Source organism: Kitasatospora sp. NPDC054768 (genome assembly GCF_053612025.1).
In genome coordinates this window covers 7,020-25,143 of the sequence record NZ_JBSHBN010000034.1, presented here as the reverse complement: position 1 = coordinate 25,143, position 18,124 = coordinate 7,020, and the positions used below count along the sequence as shown (strand labels likewise).

Below are 18,124 nucleotides of genomic sequence, written 5' to 3'. Positions count from 1 at the left end.
CGGGTGACGCGCGGTCCCCGGGGCCGGGGATTTGGCTCCTCCGGCCCCGGGGACCGGGACGTTCGGCCGTTCGTGGCTGGGCCGTTCGTGGGAGAGCATGGAGGGACGAAAGCGGCCAATCCGGACCGATCACCCGGAACGGCCACCTGCCAGGAGGTCCCACCGTGCGCACAGCACCCCGCCCGCCGCGCCCCGCGGCGCTGGAGCCCAGGGTTCCGCGCTGGGTGCCCTGGCTGCCGGTGCTCCTGCTGGTGCTGGACCTGGTCGCCGAGGCCGTCGTCCCGGACGCCGTCGCCGCCGGCTTCCTGCTCACCGCACTGCCCGTGGTGGCCGCCTTCAGCTACGGCCCGGTGCTGACCGCCGTCACGACGGCCGGCTCCCTGGCGCTCCAGCTCGGCCTGGCGCTGCGCGCGGACCACGTCAACGAGCAGCACCACGTCTGGGTCTACATCGCCACCCTGCTCTCCGGCGTCATGGGCACCGCGCTGTCCTGGCAGCGCACCCGGCAGAACCGCAACCTGCTCCAGGCCCGTACGGTCGCCGAGACCCTGCAGCGCACGGTGCTGCGTCCGGTGCCCGAGCGGGCCGGCGGGCTGCGGGTGGCCGGCCTCTACCGCCCGGCCCAGGCCGACGTGCTGGTCGGCGGCGACCTGTACGAGGTCTGCGACACCCGCTTCGGCGTGCGGGTGCTGCTCGGCGACGTCCGGGGCAAGGGCCTGGGCGCGGTCCGCACCGTCGCCGACGTCCTCGGCGCGTTCCGGGCGGCCGCGTACGACACCCCCGGGCTGGTCGAACTCGCCGACCAGCTGGACCGCGCGGTGCTGCGCGACGCCGCCGACCGCGGCGACGACGAGCTGTTCGTCACCGCCGTCCTGCTCCAGTACCGGCCCGGCTCGGACTGCGTGGAGATCGTCAACCGCGGTCACACCACCCCGCTGCTCCTCGGCGGGGGCGGCATCACCCCGGTGTCCTGCGCCGACGAGCTCCCGCTCGGCCTCGGCCACCTCGGCCCCGCCGACGAGCGCAGCAAGGCGGTCGCCGTGGCGCTGCCCCCGGGCCACACCGTCCTGCTCTACACCGACGGCGTCAGCGAGGCCCGCGACACCGCCGGCGCCTTCTACCCGCTGGCCCCCCGCCTCGCCGCCCTCGGCACCACCGCCCCCGACCGGGTGGTCTCCTTCCTGGCCCAGGACGTCCACCGGTACGCCGGCCTGCTCGCCGACGACCTCGCCGTCCTCGCCCTCACTCCGGACGTCCCGTAGGCCCGGACCACTCCCAGAGGTTCGCGAACAGCTCCGCCTGCTCCCGGGCGTCGTCCAGGGCGTGGTGTGTATGAGGGAGGTCCGGCAGCAGCTCCGGCGGCATCGACCGCTTGCCGATCCCGGCGAACGGCACCCCGGCCCGCGCCGCGTACAGCGTCTTCAGATCCAGGCAGCCGGAGTGGCCGAACGGGCTGGAGCCGGTGAACCGCACCAGGTACCAGTAGAGGAACTGCCAGTCGTACACCGCCGGGTAGCCCACCATCACCGGCCGGTACCGCTGCCCGCCCGGCCCGCGCCGCACCCCCTCCACCCAGCGGCCGAACTCCCGCATCGCCGCCGCCGGATCGGCCCCGTCCGCCTGCAGCGCCGCCCGGTCCAGCCCCGACACCGCCAGCGCCTCCGGGACGTACTCCGCGCTGATCGGCCGCAGCTCCCGGTAGAACGCCGCCGCCCCCGCCGGCGGCCGCCGGAACCCCTCCCCGTCGTGCCGGCCGGCCACCACGGCCCCGAAGCTCAGCATCGAGTACGGCCCCGGGATCGGCCCGTCCGACTCCACGTCCACCGACACGTACACCGTCGGGGTGACCTTCTCCCTGTGTCCCATGGCCCCATCCAACTCGGCCCGGCAACCGCTTTTCCCGCCCTCGTCCTTCCCGTCGCCCGCTGTTCGCCGCCCGTCGCCCCGGTCACCCGGACGGGCCCGCCGGGATGCCCCCGGGCGCGGGAGTGCGCAGGCTGCTGGCAACGACCGGGCCCGACCGGGCCCGGGGCGGACACGCCCTGGCGCGCGGCACGGGAGGACGAGATCGACAGGACACGGACGGCGGACCACGCCGGGGGAGCGGGCGCGACGCTGCTCGCCCGCTGCGCCCTGCTGACGGTCGCGGGGGCCGTCGGGGTGCTGCTGTTCGCGCTGGGGGAGGGCGGGCTGCTGGTGCTCGCGGCCGGGCTGCTCGGACTGGTCGTCTGGGCCGCCGGCGTCTGGTGGTTCCTGGCCTACCGGGGCGCGGTCCGGCTGTTCGGGCTGCTCGTCGCGATCGCGGCGCCGGTCGCGGTGCTGGTGTTCTTCGCCCACCACCGGCTGTGGCTGACGGCCCTGCTCCTCGTCCTGGTCTGGGGCATCGCGCTGGCCCTCGCCCGTGCCGCGCTGCGCCGGGCCCGTCCGGAGCCGCCGATGCGCGGGCGTGCCGCGACCCGGCCGCTGCGACCGGTCCTGATCATGAACCCGAAGTCCGGCGGCGGGAAGGTCGGCCGCTTCGGGCTCGTCGAGCGGGCGGAGGGATTCGGCGCCCGGGTGGTCCTGCTCGACCCCGCCGCCCCCGCCGACGTCGCCGAGCTGGCCCGCACGGCCGTGGCCGAGGGCGCGGACCTGCTCGGCGTGGCGGGCGGCGACGGCACCCAGGCGCTGGTCGCGGCCGTCGCCGCCGAGCACGGCCTGCCGTTCCTGGTGATCTCCGCCGGCACCCGCAACCACTTCGCCATGGACCTCGGCCTCGACCGCGACGACCCCTCCCGCTGCCTGGACGCGCTGACCGACGGCGAGGAACTGCGGGTCGACCTCGGCGAGGTCGCGGGCCGGGCCTTCGTCAACACCGTCTCCTTCGGGGTGTACGCCGACGTCGTGGAGCGCCCCGAGTACCGCGACGCCAAGGCCGGCACCGCGCTCAGCCTGCTGCCGGACCTGCTGGTCGGCGAGGGCGTACGGCGGGTCGACGTGAGGGCCGACGCCACCGTGCTCACCGCCCAGCAGGCGCTGCTGGTCAGCAACAACCCGTACGGCTCGACCGACGACCTCGGCATCGGCGGCCGCCGACCCCGGATCGACAGCGGCCTCCTCGGTGTCCTCGGCATCCGGGTGGAGGGTGCGGCCCAGGCCGCCGACCTGGCCGTACGCGGCACGCAGTCCACCGGGCTGACCGCGCTGACCGCACGGCGGGTGGAGGTGACCGCGGAGGAGGACGAGATCCCGGTGGCGGTCGACGGCGAGACGCTGCGGATGCCCGTCCCGGTCGTGTGCACGCTGCGCCCGCGGGCCCTGCGGGTCCTGGTGCCGCGCGACCGCCCCGGCGTCCCCGCCCCCGTGCCGTCCGTGAACTGGCGCCGGCTGGCCGCCCTCGCGTTCGGCCGCTCCGACCCCGGCACCGGCGACAGCTCCGGTTCCGGCTCCGGTCACAGCTCCGACCACAGCTCCGACCCGACTGCGGAGGGGCCGACCCGTGACTGACCACCCGGACCACGACGCCACCCCTCCCGTCCCACCGCCCGTCCCGCCTCCCGCATCGCCGTCCGTACCGCCGTCCGTACTCACCGACCTGCGGGCGCTCGACGGAGCCGTCTACGCGGCCGTCGCCGCCACCTCCACCCCGACGCTCGACTCCGCGCTGCGCCGGCTCTCCAGGGCCGCCGACCACTCGAAGATCTCGTTGGCCGTCTCCGCCCTGCTCGCTCTGCGGCCCGGCCGCCCCCGACAGGCGGCGGTGGCCGGGGTCGGCGCGGTGGCGCTGGCCTCGGTGGCGGCGAACCTGGTCGGCAAACAGCTGGTCCACCGCCCCCGGCCCGACCGGGAGCTGGCGAGGGTGACCGTCGGCCGGCAGGTGGCGATGCCGGAGTCGGCCTCCTTCCCGTCCGGGCACACGGCCTCGGCGACGGCCTTCGCCACTGCCGTCGGCGTGCTGCTGCCACCGCTGGCGCTGCCGCTCGGCGCGCTGGCGACCGCGGTCGGCTACTCCCGGGTCCACACCGGCGTGCACTACCCGGGGGATGTCGCGGCGGGCGCGCTGCTCGGCTTCGCGGCCGCCGTGGCGTCCCTGGCCGTCGTCCGGACCGTGCCGCCGAGCCTCCCCGAGTGAGCGGGCCTCCGGGCCTGCACCGGGCAATTGAACGTGTGTGCGCTATCTTCTGCCGTGAGCATTTTCCCCCGGCAACGATCAGGTTCCTCGGGCCGCCGCAAGTCCGCCAAGGGCGGCCGACTCGCGGTCCTGGACGGATTGCGCATCCTGGCCGCGCTGATGGTGGTCTTCCACCACTACGTCGGCTACGGCGGCGGTACCAAGCCCGAGGACAGTGCCTGGGGCAAGCCGGTCGATCAGGTGTTCCACCGCGCCTCCTTTCTCGGCGCCTATCTGTGGACCGGCATCTGCCTGTTCTTCGTGATCAGCGGCTTCGTGATCTGCATGAGCAGCTGGGGCCGCCCGGTGGGCGACTTCGTCCGCTCCCGGGTCATCCGGCTCTACCCCGCGTACTGGTTCGCCGTCCTGCTCACCACCGCGGTCGTCACGGTGTGGCCGCTCGTGCGCCAGCCGCTCCCCTCGGAGCAGGTGCTCGCCAACCTGACGATGTTCCAGGAGGGCCTGGGCATCAAGGACGTCGACGCCGTCTACTGGACGCTCTGGATCGAGCTGCGCTTCTACCTGCTGTTCGCCATCGTGGTCTGGCGGGGCGTGACCTACCGGCGGATCGTGGCCTTCTGCTCGATCTGGACGGTCGCCGGCATCGTCGCGGCGAGCACCAAGTGGCCGGTGCTCGACTTCTTCGCGATGTCGCAGGTCTCCTCGTTCTTCGTCGCCGGCCTCGCGCTCTACCTGGTCCACCGGTACGGTCCCAACCTCATGCTCTTCGGCATCGTCGGCATCAGCTGGATCCTCTCGGTGCTCTACACCATCCAGCACCAGAAGGACGTGAACCCCTACCTCGGCCGCGTCGACCTGCCGACCTGGCCCGCCGTCCTGCTGACCAGCCTCTCCTACCTCGTCATGATCGTGGTCGCCCTGGGCTGGGGCTCCCGGATCCAGTGGCGCTGGCTCACCTTCGCCGGCGCCCTCACCTACCCCCTCTACCTCCTCCACGAGACCATGGGCTGGACCGCCCTGCGCGCCCTCCACGAGCGCGACGTCAAGCCCTGGACGGCGGTCGCCGTCGTCACCGCCGGCATGCTCGTCGCCTCCTGGCTGGCCCACCGCCTCATCGAGAAGCCCCTGACGCCCCGCCTCAAGACCGGCATGACCAGGAGCATCGACGAGCTCCGCGCCGCCGAACCCCTCCCCCCGCAGCCCGCCCCACCGCCGACCCGGGCCCCCGGTGCCCTGGAAACCGTCACCACCCCCTGGGCCACCGCCTTCACCCCCAGGGACACCCGCCCGCCGCAGCGGCACACCCCCGACTCCTACTGACCCACCCCACCCCCGCGGCTGAAAGCAGTACGCACCGGGCGGCCGGCCCGACCTCCGTCGGACCGCCCGCCCGGCGCGTGCTGTCAGCCCCGCAGCCCTCTACAGGTCGTAGTAGAGCTCGAACTCGTGCGGGTGGGGGCGGAGGGCGATCGGGGCGATCTCGTTGGTGCGCTTGTAGTCGATCCAGGTCTCGATGAGGTCCGGGGTGAAGACGTTGCCGGCGAGGAGGTACTCGTGGTCGGCTTCCAGGGCCTCCAGGACGGCGGGGAGGGAGGAGGGCACCTGGGGGACGTTGGCGTGCTCCTCGGGGGCCAGCTCGTAGAGGTCCTTGTCGACCGGCTCCAGCGGCTCGATCTTGTTGCGGATGCCGTCGAGGCCGGCCATCAGCATGGCGGCGAAGGCCAGGTAGGGGTTGGAGGCCGGGTCCGGCGCGCGGAACTCGATGCGCTTGGCCTTGGCGTTGGAGCCGGTGATCGGGATGCGGATCGCGGCGGAGCGGTTGCGCTGCGAGTAGACCAGGTTGACCGGCGCCTCGAAGCCCGGCACCAGGCGGTGGTAGGAGTTCACCGAGGGGTTGGTGAAGGCCAGCAGCGAGGGGGCGTGCCGCAGCAGCCCGCCGATGTAGTAGCGGGCGGTGTCGGAGAGCCCGGCGTAGCCCTGCTCGTCGTAGAAGAGCGGGGTGCCCTCGCTCCACAGCGACTGGTGGACGTGCATGCCCGAGCCGTTGTCGCCGAAGATCGGCTTCGGCATGAAGGTGGCGGTCTTGCCGTTCCGCCAGGCGACGTTCTTGATGATGTACTTGAACAGCATCAGGTCGTCGGCGGCGTGCAGCAGGGTGTTGAACTTGTAGTTGATCTCGGCCTGGCCGGCCGTGCCGACCTCGTGGTGCTGGCGCTCGACCTCCAGTCCGGCCTTGGCGAGCTCCAGCGACATCTCGGCGCGCAGGTCGGCGAAGTGGTCGACCGGCGGGACGGGGAAGTACCCGCCCTTGTACTTGACCTTGTAGCCGCGTACGTCGCCCTCGGCGGCGCCGCTGTTCCAGGCGCCGGCCTCCGAGTCGATGTGGTAGAAGGACGCGTTGGCGCTGGTGTCGAAGCGGACCGAGTCGAAGACGTAGAACTCGGCCTCGGGCCCGAAGAACGCGGTGTCGGCGATGCCGGAGGAGGCGAGGTAGGCCTCGGCCTTCCTGGCGACGTTGCGCGGGTCGCGGCTGTACGCCTCGCCGGTGACCGGGTCCTGGATGAAGAAGTTGATGTTGAGGTGCTTCTCGGCCCGGAAGGGGTCGAGGCGGGCCGTGGCGAGGTCCGGCACCAGGGCCATGTCGGACTCGTGGATGGCCTGGAAGCCGCGGATCGACGAGCCGTCGAACATCAGGATCTCGGACGGGTCGAAGGTCGCCGCAGGTACGGAGAAGTGCTGCAGGACGCCCGGCAGGTCACAGAAGCGGACGTCGACGAACTTCACGTCGTTGTCCTGGATGAACTGCTTCACTTCGGCGGCGTTGTTGAACATCCATCCTCCTCGGCGTGCGAATTGGGCTCACCATAGGAATGGGTCGTTTCCATTCGGTGACCCGCTCGTTTCCTAGATGTTAACCACGGCTGCCGGGCGGCTGGCAAAGACGTACGGGACGGTACAAATCACCCTGCCCGACTGGGCGTCCTCCCGCAAGTGGTCTGGACCACTTGGAAAGCGCCGGAACGACGATTCACCCGGTCGGGGGTGATGCCCCGACCGGAGGGGAGCCGGTGGCGGCGTACGCCGTCAGCCCGGTTAGTGTGGATTCGTGGACACCAGAGAAGCGTTGGGATCGTGGATCGACGGCCCCCGGGCGGCCGCCGAGAAGATGGGCGCCGACTTCGGCCACCGCGGCGAGCGCCTCGGGCTGCCCAAGGAGGGCCCCGGCTCGATCGCCGGCCCCGGCCGCCGGATCGGCGCCCTGTTCGTGGACGGCTGGCTGGTCGCCCTGATCTCGTACGGGCTGATCGCCCGAGGCGACCAGGCCGAGGCCAACCTGTGGACCAGCCCGCTGTTCTTCCTGGTCGCGGCCCTGCTGCTGGCCACCACCGGCACGACGGTCGGCAAGCGGCTGTTCGGCCTGCGGGTGGTCCGGCTGGACGGCAGCCGCGCGACCATCCCGCAGGTCCTGCTGCGCACCCTGCTGCTCTGCCTGGTGGTGCCGCCGCTGGTCTGGGACCGCGACACCCGCGGCCTGCACGACAAGGCGGTCGGCACCGTCGAGGTCCGGATCTAGCCTCCGGCCGGGATCCGGCCTCCGGCCCCGGCCCTGGTCGAGGCCAGGATGCACCCCCGACGCCGTACGAACGTCGGAACGGCCCCGCCGCGGAGCTTCCGCGGCGGGGCCGTTCTCGTGTCGTCAGGGGCGGGGGAGGATCAGCGGGCCTGGCCGCCCTTGGGCATCCGGGCGCCCTTCGGCATCGGACCCTTGGGGATCGGCGCCTTGGAGAGCAGGTCGCCCAGCGCGCGCAGGCGGTCGTTGGTCTCGGTGACCTGGGCGGCGGTGATGGCGCGGGGCAGGCGCATCAGGTGGATCTGGAGCTTCTTCAGCGGGATCTCGTCCTCGCCGTTGCCCACCACGATGTCGTGCACCGGCACGTCGCCGACCACGCGGGCCATCTTCTTCTTCTCGGAGGCCAGCAGCTGGCGGACCCGGTTCGGGTTGCCCTCGCCGATCAGCGCGATGCCGGCCCGGCCCACGGCGCGGTAGACCGCGTCCTGGTTACGGGTGACCGCCACCGGGGTGCTGTTGGAGCTCCAGCCGCGCCGGATGTTGTTCAGCACCGCGGCGACTGCCCCCGGCTGCCCCTCCATCTGACCGAACGCGGCCCGCTCGGCCCGGCGCCCGAAGACGATCGCCATGGCCAGCACGGCCACGATGAAGCCCAGGATGCCCAGGTAGACGGGATGCTCGATCGCGAAGCCGATGGCGAGGAACACGCCGAAGGTCAGCAGGCCGACGCCGGCGATGATCAGGCCGATCTTGGTGTCGACCTTCTTGGTCATGGTGTACGCCAGACGGATCTGCTTCAGTCGCCCGGGGTTCTCGGATGTTTCCCTCGCCATAACGCTCATGGTACGTGGCACGGGTACGGGATATCCAAGCCCGGGTACCCGTTCGCCCCAACCGTGACCCGTGTGCCCGTACGCCGTCGCACAGAGCGACGCCGGGGGGCCCTGTGACGTCGAAGCGTTATCGCCGATGGCGACGCCGATGCGTTACCGCCGGAGCACTACCGCCGACGCCGATGCGTCAGCGCCGGAGCACTACCGCCGGACCGGCCGCGGCTGTGCCGTCCGGGCCGCCGCGTCGTCGTGCCGGCGGTCCGCCGCGTACCGGCGGTTCTCGCACACCGCCGCCCACGCGTTGCGGCGGGCGTGCCGCTGGCCGGGAGCGAGCAGGACGCTCTCGGCGAACCGCAGCGCCACCCCCACCGACCGGATCCGCATCTGAACCCGCATGCCGAACAGCTCCTCTCGTGGCTGAGAAGAATCGAACGCTCACCAGGCGTCCAGAGTCCCCACCCCGTGTTACCAGCCCGTGACCAGCCAGTCAAAGCGTGGTGAAAACCGGAAGGGCGGAGCCGAAGCTCCGCCCTTCCCGTGGCTCGAACCGATCGGTGGACCGGGAGGCCGCCGTCGGACCGCCGTCACACGCGTGATCGGACCGCGATCAGACCGCGGCCTGCGCGCGCCGCTCCAGCGCCTGCCGGTACAGCCGGCCGGCCCGGTACGACGAACGCACCAGCGGGCCCGACATGACGCCGGCGAAGCCCAGCTCCTCGGCCTCCTCCTGGAGCTCGACGAACTCCTGCGGCTTCACCCAGCGCTCGACCGGGTGGTGGCGCAGCGAGGGGCGCAGGTACTGGGTGATGGTGATCAGCTCGCAGCCGGCGCCGACCAGGTCGGCCAGCGCCTGGCTGACCTCCTCGCGGGTCTCGCCCATGCCCAGGATCAGGTTGGACTTGGTCACCAGTCCGGCCGCACGCGCCTGGGTGATGACGTCCAGCGAGCGCTCGTAGCGGAACGCCGGGCGGATCCGCTTGAAGATCCGCGGCACCGTCTCGACGTTGTGCGCGAGCACCTCGGGGCGGGAGGAGAAGACCTCGGCCAGCTGCTCGGGCACCGCGTTGAAGTCGGGGATGAGCAGCTCGACGCCGGTGCGGCCGGCCGCGCGGGCGGCGGTCATCGCGTGCACCTGGCGCACGGTCTCGGCGTACAGCCAGGCGCCGCCGTCCTCCAGGTCGTCACGGGCGACGCCGGTGATGGTGGCGTAGTTGAGGTCCATCGTGACGATGGACTCGGCGACCCGGCGCGGCTCGTCGCGGTCGAACTCGGCGGGCTTGCCGGTGTCGATCTGGCAGAAGTCGCAGCGGCGGGTGCACTGGTCACCGCCGATGAGGAAGGTCGCCTCGCGGTCCTCCCAGCACTCGAAGATGTTGGGGCAGCCGGCCTCCTGGCAGACCGTGTGCAGCCCCTCCTTCTTCACCAGCGACTGGAGGGCGTTGTACTCCGGGCCCATCTTCGCGCGGGTCTTGATCCACTCGGGCTTCCGCTCGATGGGGGTCTCGCTGTTGCGGACCTCCAGGCGGAGCAGCTTCCTGCCGTCGGGCGCGACAGCGGACACGTGCGACTCCTAGAACTAGACGGGGTACCCCCAGGGTACGCCTGTGGTTGTACGGCCTTCGCCGGGCCTGCCGCCCTGCAATCGCAGGGCAACATGGCTACCGGTCGGTAGATTCCCAGCGGCCGCCGGCAGTTTCGGCGGCCGTCGGCGGAAGGTGCGTCGGCGCTGCCGGGCGGGTCAGTGGCCGAGGACCGGTTCCGGCAGCTCGGCGAGGACGTCCGCCAGGTGCCGTTCGACCACCGGCGCGGCCTCGGCGGCGGACAGTCCGCGCTGCAGCTCGCCGGTGAGCGAGGCGACGCCCGCGTCCCTGATGCCGCACGGCACGATCTTGTCGAACCAGGTCATGTCCGGGTCGCAGTTGAGCGCGAAGCCGTGCATGGTCACCCCGCGGGCGACCCGCACGCCGATCGCGGCGAGCTTGCGGTCGTCACCGCGCTGGCCGGCGTTGGAGGGCGCGTACTCGGGGCCGGCCAGGCGCGGGTCGATGCCCAGCGGCAGGCCCATCCGCAGGGTCAGCCTGCCGATGTCCACCACCTGCGCCGGATCCACCACGGCGTCCGGGATGGACTCGCCCAGCACCCAGACGCCGCTGCGGCCCTCGACCCGGGTGGACCCGATGCCGAACTCGCCGGCGGTGCGGATCAGCGCCTCCTCCAGCCGGCGGACGTAGGCGATGACGTCGATCGGGTCGGGCAGCTTGACGATCGGGTAGCCGACCAGCTGGCCGGGGCCGTGCCAGGTGATCTCGCCGCCCCGGTTGACCTCGACCACCGGGGTGCCGTCCAGCGGCAGGTCGGCGGGGTTGGTGCGCTTGCCCATGGTGTACACCGACTGGTGCTCCAGGAGCAGCACGGTGTCGGGGATCTCGTCCGCGACCCGCAGCGCGTGCAGCCGCTGCTGCTCCTCCCAGGCCTCCTGGTAGGGCACGGTGCGCTCACCTATGCCCATGCGAACAAAACGCACGTTCTCGCTCACCGTTGCCGCTCCTTGCCGGGCGTTCGAGACCAACCTCGCCACTGTACGCCCAGCCCGGTCGAACCCCCTCGGCCGCCCATGAGCAGCGGTCCTGCCGGGTCCGGCCGTCCTGCCGGGGTCAGTTGCCCCGCCCCCGGGCAGCGGTCCGGCCCGGGGGCGGCAGCCCGGCCCGGGAGCGGCAGCCCGGCCCGGGAGCGGCAGCCCTCCCCGGGCGAGCCGTCGGCCTGTTCGGGCTCAGCCGCCCGCGAGCAGCTGCAGCCGCAGCGCGAGCTGGAGCTCCAGCGACCGCTCCGGCTGGTTCCAGTCCCGTCCGAGCAGCGCCTCGACCCGGTCCAGCCGCTGGACCACGGTGTTCACGTGGACGTGCAGCTCATCCTTGGCCCGGGTCAGGCTGCCGCCGCAGTCGAAGTAGGTGCGCAGGGTGCGGACCAGCTCGGTGCCGCGCCGGGCGTCGTACGCCAGGAGCGGGCCGAGCGTCGAGCCGACGAAGCCGTCCACGTCGTGGCCGTCGCCGAGCAGCACGCCGAGGAAGCCGAGCGCCCGGGCCGAGGCGCCCTCCCCGGCGCGGCCGAGCACCCGCAGCGCCCGGAGGCAGCGCACGCCCTCGCCGTAGGACGCGGCCAGCGCGGACGGCCCGGCGGCCGGCCGGCCGGCGCCGACGGTGACCGGGAACCCGGCCAGCCGGGCCAGCCGTTCGGCGGCCTGCCGGGCGGTCTCCTCGGGGTCGTCGGTGCTGCCGCTCTCGACGGGCGCCAGCAGTACCACCGTCTCGGCGTGCTCGGCGCTGACGCCCCGGGAGCCGAACAGGTAGCGCCGGGCCGCACCGGCCAGCCGTGCCCGGTCGTCGGCCTTCCCGTCGGCGGGCTCCGCGACCAGCACGAGGTGCGGCCGGGCGAGGTCGACGCCGAGCCGGCGGCCGCGCGCGGTGAGCCCGCCCGGGTCCCGTTCGGGGGCGGTCAGCAGGTCGGTGAGCAGTTCGCCGCGGACCCGGTTCTCGGTCTCGGCGACCGAGCGGCGCAGCAGCAGGAGCAGCGCGGTGACCACGCTGGCCCGCTCGAACAGCCGCCGGTCGGCGTCGTCGAGGTCGGGCCGGCCACGCAGCACCATGGTGCCGAGCGCGTCGTGTCCGGCCAGCACCGCGCAGACCCACTGCTCGCCGTGCCGTACGGACCGGCCCTCGGCGCGGGAGGCGGCGACCGCCTCGGCCAGTTCGGCGGCGGGTGCGGAGCGTCCGGCCAGCGGTTCGCCCTCGGCGTCCAGGACCGCTATCTCCCCGCCCAGCAGGGCGGCCACGGCGGCGGCGACGTCCGGCACCTCGGCGCCGCGCAGCACCAGGTCGGTGAGCCGGTCGTGCGCCTGCTCGGCGCGCTGCACGGCGGAGGAGTGGGCCCGGACCAGCTCGTTGGCGGCGTTCAGCTCGGCGAGCGCGGCCCGGGTGTCGGCCAGTGACTTGGCGGTGTCCAGGGCGATCGCGGCGTGCGCGGCCAGCGAGCAGAGCAGCGCGACCTCGTCGGGGGAGAAGGCGCGCGGCGTGCGGTCGGCGGCGAAGAGGACACCGATGACCTGACCGCCGAGCAGCAGCGGCACCCCGATGATCGCCACCAGGCCCTCGTCCAGCACACCGGCGTCGATCGTGCCGGTGTGGTGGAAGCGTTCGTCGGTGCGGTAGTCGGGGGTGGCGTACGGGCGGGCGGTCTGGGCGACCAGCCCGCCCAGGCCGTCGCCGAGGCTGAGCCGCAGGGTCTGGAACAGGACGGAGACCGAGCCGTCGGTGACCCGCATGTAGGTGTCGCCGGCGCCCTCGTCCGGCAGGGTCAGGTACGCGGTGTCGGTGCCGAGCAGCATCCGGGCCCGGCGGACGATCGCCTGGAGCACGGTGTCCAGGTCCCGGGAGGCGGCGAGGTCCCCGGCGGTGTCGAACAGGGCTGTCAACTCGGCTTCGCGCCGCCGGTGTTGACGCAGGGTGCGGTGGACGCGCAGGGCCTGCCAGGTGGCGTCGTCGATCTCGGCGAGGACGGCGGCCGGCGCCCCGCGGCGGCGGGCGTCGGCCAGCACGTCGGCGAAGTCCTCGGTGGCGGCTCCGGAGGCGAGCAGGTCGAGCAGCCGCCGCAGCGCGGGCGCGGCGCTTTCGTGAGGGTGGTTCATGGTGCGTGCTGCCAATCGGCGTCGGTTCCGTCGGTTCCGAGAAACCGTGATCGTATCGGCTCGCTCCTCAGGCGACGGCGGGCTTTTCGGCCGATGCGGCGTCCGGCTCCCGGCCGTCCCGGCCGTCCCGGTTGTCCCGTCCCTCGACGTCCATGAGGTCCTGACCCCTGGTCTCCCGGCCGCACAGCACCGCCAGCACGGTGATCGCCGCCGCGATGGCGACGTACACCGCGATGGGCGTGGAGCTGCCGTAGTCCTTGAGCAGCGCGGTGGCGATCAGCGGCGCCGGGGCGCCGGCCGCCACCGAGGAGAACTGGGCGCCGATCGAGGCGCCCGAGTACCGCATCCGGGTCGCGAACAGCTCGGAGAAGAAGGCCGCCTGGGGCGCGTACATGGCGCTGTGGAAGACCAGGCCGACGGTCACGGCGGTGACCAGCGAGCCGAAGGACTTCGTGTCGACCATCCCGAAGAACACGAAGGCCCAGGCGCCCACCCCGACCGCGCCCACCAGGTACACCGGCCTGCGCCCGACCCGGTCGGACAGCGCGCCGAACAGCGGGATCAGCGTGAACTGGATCGCGGAGGCGATCAGGACGGCGTTCAGCGCGGTCTGCTTGGAGAAGTGGGCGTGGGTGACGGCGTAGGTGAGCACGAACGTGGTCATCACGTAGTAGGAGATGTTCTCCGCCATCCGCGCGCCCATGGCCACCAGCACCTCCCGCCAGTGGTCGCGCAACACCTCCACCAGCGGCAGCCGTTCGGCCGTGCTCCGCTCCTCCTGGCGCTTGTGCTGCGCCGCCAGCGCCTCCTTGAACAGCGGCGACTCGTCCACCGCGAGCCGGATCCACATCCCGACCACGACCAGCACAGCCGACAGCAGGAACGGCACCCGCCAGCCCCACGCCAGGAACGCCGCGTCCGACTGCACCGCCGTCATCAGCGACAGCACCCCGGCCGCCAGCAGGTTCCCGGCCGGCGCCCCGCCCTGCGGCCAGGACGCCCAGAACCCCCGCCGCCGCTGGTCCCCGTGCTCCGACACCAGCAGCACGGCGCCACCCCACTCGCCGCCGAGCGCGAAGCCCTGCACCAGCCGCAGCACCGTCAGCAGCACCGGCGCCGCGACCCCGATCGAGTCGTACGTCGGCAGCAGCCCGATCGCCGTGGTCGACCCGCCCATCAGCAGCAGGCTCACCACCAGCAGCTTCTTCCGTCCCACCCGGTCCCCGAAGTGACCGAACACCAGCGCCCCGAGCGGCCGTGCCGCGAACCCGATCGCGTAGGTCAGGAAGGACAGCAGCGTCCCGGTCAGCGGATCGCTGTGCGGGAAGAACAGCTTCCCGAACACCAGCGCCGCCGCCGTTCCGTACAAGAAGTAGTCGTACCACTCGATGGTCGTGCCGATCAGGCTCGCAGCCACCACTCTCGGGAGTGAACTGCTCGCCGCCGTACCTCGTGCGGAGGTGCTCATGGCCACCACTTCCAGAACCAGGGGGGAGACGATGTCGCCACAAGGTAGGAAGCACCCGACCCCGGGACTATGTGGACGGCCCACACAGTCCCGGGGTCGAATGTGCCTTCCTGCCCTATGAGAGGGGAGGCCTGATCGCCGGGCGCTCCCCGCTCAGTGGGCGGTCCAGCCGCCGTCGACGGGGAGGCTGGCGCCGGTGATGTAGGAGGCGGTGGGGGAGCAGAGCCAGAGGGCGAGTTGGGCGACCTCCTCGGGTTCGATGAGGCGCTTCACGGCGGTGCGGTCGAGCATGATCCGCTCGACCACCTCGTCCTCGGGGATGCCGTGGGCGAGCGCCTGGGCGGCGATCTGCTTCTCCACCAGGGGAGTCCGGACGTAGCCCGGGTTGATGCAGTTGCTGGTGACGCCGTACGGCGCGCCCTCCAGGGCGACGGTCTTGCTGAGGCCCTCCAGCGCGTGCTTCGCGGTGACGTACGCGGACTTGAAGGCGCTGGCGCGCAGGCCGTGGACGGAGGAGACGTTGACGACCCGGCCCCACTCCTGCTCGTACATGTGGGGCAGGGTGCGGCGCAGGATGCGGAACGGGGCCTCGACCATGACGCGCTGGATGAGCGTGAAGCGGTCGGGCGGGAACTCGTGCACGGGCGCGACGTGTTGGAGGCCGGCGTTGTTGACGACGATGTCGGCGTCGTCCGGCAGGGCGTCCACGGCCCCGGGGTCGGCGAGGTCGGCGACGATCGCGCGGCCGCCGATCCGCTCGGCGAGTTCCTCGGCCGGGCCGGCCGCGAGGTCGACGACGTAGACCCGGGCGCCGGCCTCGGCGAAGGCCTCGGCGCAGGCCCGGCCGATGCCCGAGGCGGCCCCGGTGACCATGGCCGTGCGGCCGGCGAGCGGGCGGGCAGTAGAGGTGTCCATGGCCGAGAACGGTAGGAATCCGGCGGCCCCGCTCCCATGTGGCGGAACGCCACAGCAGTCCGCTGAGCTGTGGTGTCGTTCGCCATGACACCGGAGCGGGGTCCGAACGGCGGATCGACCCTCGGAGAGGCCCTCGGGGAAGCCCCCGGAACGGCCGGTGGTTCGACCCCGGACGACCAAACCCGAGAGGGCCCCGCTTCCCCACAATGGGCGCGGTTGCTTCACCCGTTCGGTGGATTGCTCGGTCAGATCCACCCATAGCGCCCGAATGCTCGCTACATTCACGCCGATTCCCGACAGGGGGCGCCGCCCCGGGCCGCCGAAGTGCTGGTGAGGCCCGGTGCGACGTCCGAGAGGTGTTGACAGACATGCCCCAACGGCCTGCAACCGACAGCCCGGCGTACGGACCGCTCGACCCGCTCGGCCAGCACCGAGGGACGGTCGGCCGGACCCTTCCGGACGCCCCCGACGCCCTGACTGCCGACACGCTGACCGCCGACGCCCCGGACGCCGACGACCGGCGGCTGCCGGTGCAGGCCACACCCGACCGGCACGAGAACCCCGCCGCGCCCGTGCCCGGCCCTCCCCGCGGCCCCGGCCACTCCGGCCCGGCCCCGCAGAACGGCCAGCTCGCGGCGCTGATCGAGGAGGCCGGCTTCTCGCACGCGGGCCTCGCCCGCCGGGTCGACCAGCTCGGCCTGGAGCACGGCCTGGACCTGCGCTACGACAAGACCTCGGTCACCCGCTGGCTGCGCGGCCAGCAGCCGCGCGGGGCCACCCCGGCGCTGATCGCCGAGGTCTTCACCCGCCGCCTCGGCCGCCGCCTCACCGCCCAGGACCTCGGCCTGGACGCCTGCGCCCCGGTCTACGCCGGCCTGGAGTTCGCCGAGACGCCGCAGGAGGCGGTGGACATCGTGGCGAGCATGTGGCGCAAGGACAACGGCCCGCAGTCCGAGCTGCGCCGGATCGCCTTCACCCCGGCCGGCCTGGTCGTCCCCAGCCGGGACTGGCTGATCGGCCGCACCGACGAGCGGGTCGCCCGGGACGGCTCCACCCTGACCCGCTCGGACGCCGCCGCCGGCCCGCCGTCCGGCAGCGCCACCTCCGCGGCCATCACCGGCGCCCCGGCGCCGGGCGCGCCCGGCGCGTCCCCCGGAAGCCCGGCGCGCGGCCCCGCCCCCGGCGTCCCCGGGGCCCCCACCGCCCGCAGCACGGCCGGGACCACCGGCACCGCCCCCACCATCGGCCGGGTGCCGATCCAGAGCCGCCGGCCGCCGGTCGCCGTCGAACCGCCGTACACCGACCCGGCCCGCGAGTCCCGCCCCACCCTGCGGGTCGGCCGCGGCGACATCGCCGCCATCCGCGCCGTCGGCGACCTCTTCCGCGCGCTCGACCACGCCTACGGCGGCGGCCACGCCCGCCAGGCGCTGGTCCGCTACCTGGAGAGCGAGGCCGAGCCGATGCTGCGCGGCCGCTACGGGGAACAGATCGGCCGGGCCCTGTTCGGCGCGGTCGCCGACCTCACCAGGCTGGCCGGCTGGACGTCCTTCGACATCGCCGCGCACGGCCTCGCCCAGCGCTACTTCGTCCAGGCGCTGCGCCTCTCCCAGGCCGCCGGGGACCGCGCGCTCGGCGGCTACGTGCTGGTGACGATGAGCCAGCAGGCCGTCCACCTGGGCCACGGCCGGGAGGCGGTCCAGCTCGCCCGGGTCGCCCAGCAGGGCGTGGGCACCGCCGTGCCGCCGGTCGTCCAGTCGCTGATGCACGCCGCCGAGGCGCGCGGGCACGGGCTGCTGGGTGACGTCCGGTCCTGCACCACCGCCCTGGTGCGCGCCGAGCGCTCCCTGGCGGCGGCCCGGACGGGCGACGAACTGCCCTCCTGGGCGCGGTACTTCGACGAGGCCCAGCTCTCCGACGAGTTCGCCCACTGCTACCGCGACCTCCAGCAGTGGCGGACGGCCGCGCAGCACGCCGAGAAGTCGCTGCGGCTGCGTTCGCCCGCCTACGCCCGCAGCCGGATCTTCTGCCGTCTGGTGCTGGCCACCGCCCGGCTCGGCATGGGGGACCTCGACGAGGCCTGCACCATGGCCACCGACGCGCTGCGGGCGGCGGGGGAGATGCGCTCGGCCCGCTCGCTGGAGTACGTCCGGGACTTCCACCGCCGCCTCACCCCCTACCGCGGCAGCCCGGTGGCCCGCGCCTTCGAGGAGACGGCCCGGCAGGCGGGGGTGATCTGACCGAAGGACGGGTGGGGCCCGCCCCACGCACCCGGCGCACGGAGATCCGGGCCCAGCGGCCCCGGCCCGGACCTCCGGCCGTTCCGCGGCGGCCGTCACCGGCGCGGAGCGGCCCGCGGACGGCCGGGAACGGCCGGGAACGGCGGCAGGAACACGGGCACCGGCCACGCGGTGCCCGCCGTTCCGGCAGGGCGCCGCGACGCCCGCCGGGGCCGTGGAGGCTGCCGCTGGCGCTCGCCCTGCCCGCGCCATGGCCGGGGGGCGGGCGGGGGCGGGGGCGGGCGCGGGTGTGGGTGCGGGCGAGGACG

Annotated in this window: 15 protein-coding genes; 6 read left to right on the top strand and 9 right to left on the bottom strand. The window is 73.4% G+C overall.

Annotation, left to right across the window (positions count from 1 at the left end):
• The first annotated feature begins 164 nt into the window (after positions 1 to 164).
• Entirely contained in the window at positions 165 to 1,262 is a 1,098-nt protein-coding gene (locus ACWGKU_RS13390; protein ID WP_359896975.1) for a PP2C family protein-serine/threonine phosphatase, read from the top strand.
• On the opposite strand, the gene ACWGKU_RS13385 is transcribed toward ACWGKU_RS13390, so the two are convergent.
• A complete protein-coding gene (locus tag ACWGKU_RS13385; RefSeq protein ID WP_380540287.1) occupies positions 1,243 to 1,866 on the bottom strand; it encodes a 3'-5' exonuclease in 624 nt (207 codons plus the stop codon). The two genes, ACWGKU_RS13390 and ACWGKU_RS13385, sit on opposite strands and share 20 nt — an antisense overlap.
• Positions 1,867 to 2,067: 201 nt before the next feature.
• On the opposite strand from ACWGKU_RS13385, the gene ACWGKU_RS13380 reads away from it, so the two are divergent.
• Genes ACWGKU_RS13380 through ACWGKU_RS13370 form a run of 3 tightly spaced genes read left to right on the top strand, consistent with a single transcriptional unit; the run spans position 2,068 to position 5,431 of the window.
• Complete coding sequence (locus tag ACWGKU_RS13380) at positions 2,068 to 3,486, top strand: diacylglycerol/lipid kinase family protein (RefSeq protein ID WP_452178373.1); 1,419 nt, start codon at positions 2,068 to 2,070, stop codon at positions 3,484 to 3,486.
• Positions 3,479 to 4,111 (top strand): phosphatase PAP2 family protein, encoded by a 633-nt coding sequence (locus ACWGKU_RS13375; protein ID WP_401054590.1) that lies wholly within the window; start codon positions 3,479 to 3,481, stop codon positions 4,109 to 4,111. The genes ACWGKU_RS13380 and ACWGKU_RS13375 overlap by 8 nt, the downstream gene beginning before the upstream one ends.
• Positions 4,112 to 4,165: 54 nt before the next feature.
• Positions 4,166 to 5,431: an acyltransferase family protein gene (locus ACWGKU_RS13370; protein WP_452178366.1), complete on the top strand. Its 1,266-nt coding sequence runs from the start codon at positions 4,166 to 4,168 to the stop codon at positions 5,429 to 5,431.
• 99 nt (positions 5,432 to 5,530) lie between these two features.
• On the opposite strand, the gene glnA is transcribed toward ACWGKU_RS13370, so the two are convergent.
• Positions 5,531 to 6,943, bottom strand: a complete 1,413-nt coding sequence (gene glnA, locus ACWGKU_RS13365) for a type I glutamate--ammonia ligase (protein ID WP_359896989.1) — start codon at positions 6,941 to 6,943, stop codon at positions 5,531 to 5,533.
• Between the two features lie 274 nt (positions 6,944 to 7,217).
• On the opposite strand from glnA, the gene ACWGKU_RS13360 reads away from it, so the two are divergent.
• Positions 7,218 to 7,685, top strand: coding sequence for an RDD family protein (locus ACWGKU_RS13360; RefSeq protein ID WP_401055512.1), 468 nt, complete (start codon positions 7,218 to 7,220; stop codon positions 7,683 to 7,685).
• 140 nt (positions 7,686 to 7,825) lie between these two features.
• On the opposite strand, the gene ACWGKU_RS13355 is transcribed toward ACWGKU_RS13360, so the two are convergent.
• The 7 genes from ACWGKU_RS13355 to ACWGKU_RS13325 form a co-directional block, all read right to left on the bottom strand.
• Positions 7,826 to 8,524: a DUF4191 domain-containing protein gene (locus ACWGKU_RS13355; protein ID WP_401054496.1), complete on the bottom strand. Its 699-nt coding sequence runs from the start codon at positions 8,522 to 8,524 to the stop codon at positions 7,826 to 7,828.
• 192 nt (positions 8,525 to 8,716) lie between these two features.
• Positions 8,717 to 8,911, bottom strand: a complete 195-nt coding sequence (locus ACWGKU_RS13350; RefSeq protein ID WP_359896994.1) for a hypothetical protein — start codon at positions 8,909 to 8,911, stop codon at positions 8,717 to 8,719.
• Positions 8,912 to 9,122: 211 nt separating this feature from the next.
• The gene (lipA, locus tag ACWGKU_RS13345; RefSeq protein ID WP_452178367.1) at positions 9,123 to 10,076 is read right to left on the bottom strand and encodes a lipoyl synthase; all 954 of its coding nucleotides are present in this window, start codon (positions 10,074 to 10,076) and stop codon (positions 9,123 to 9,125) included.
• A 177-nt stretch (positions 10,077 to 10,253) separates the two neighbouring features.
• The gene (lipB, locus tag ACWGKU_RS13340; RefSeq protein ID WP_401054495.1) at positions 10,254 to 11,024 is read right to left on the bottom strand and encodes a lipoyl(octanoyl) transferase LipB; all 771 of its coding nucleotides are present in this window, start codon (positions 11,022 to 11,024) and stop codon (positions 10,254 to 10,256) included.
• 261 nt (positions 11,025 to 11,285) lie between these two features.
• A complete protein-coding gene (locus ACWGKU_RS13335; protein ID WP_452178368.1) occupies positions 11,286 to 13,196 on the bottom strand; it encodes a helix-turn-helix domain-containing protein in 1,911 nt (636 codons plus the stop codon).
• A 67-nt stretch (positions 13,197 to 13,263) separates the two neighbouring features.
• Positions 13,264 to 14,664, bottom strand: coding sequence for an MFS transporter (locus ACWGKU_RS13330; protein ID WP_452178369.1), 1,401 nt, complete (start codon positions 14,662 to 14,664; stop codon positions 13,264 to 13,266).
• Between the two features lie 153 nt (positions 14,665 to 14,817).
• The gene (locus tag ACWGKU_RS13325; protein WP_401055666.1) at positions 14,818 to 15,579 is read right to left on the bottom strand and encodes a 3-hydroxybutyrate dehydrogenase; all 762 of its coding nucleotides are present in this window, start codon (positions 15,577 to 15,579) and stop codon (positions 14,818 to 14,820) included.
• Positions 15,580 to 15,947: 368 nt separating this feature from the next.
• Between ACWGKU_RS13325 and ACWGKU_RS13320 the strand changes: the two genes are divergently transcribed.
• Complete coding sequence (locus ACWGKU_RS13320; protein ID WP_452178370.1) at positions 15,948 to 17,816, top strand: regulator; 1,869 nt, start codon at positions 15,948 to 15,950, stop codon at positions 17,814 to 17,816.
• Positions 17,817 to 18,124: the final 308 nt, after the last annotated feature.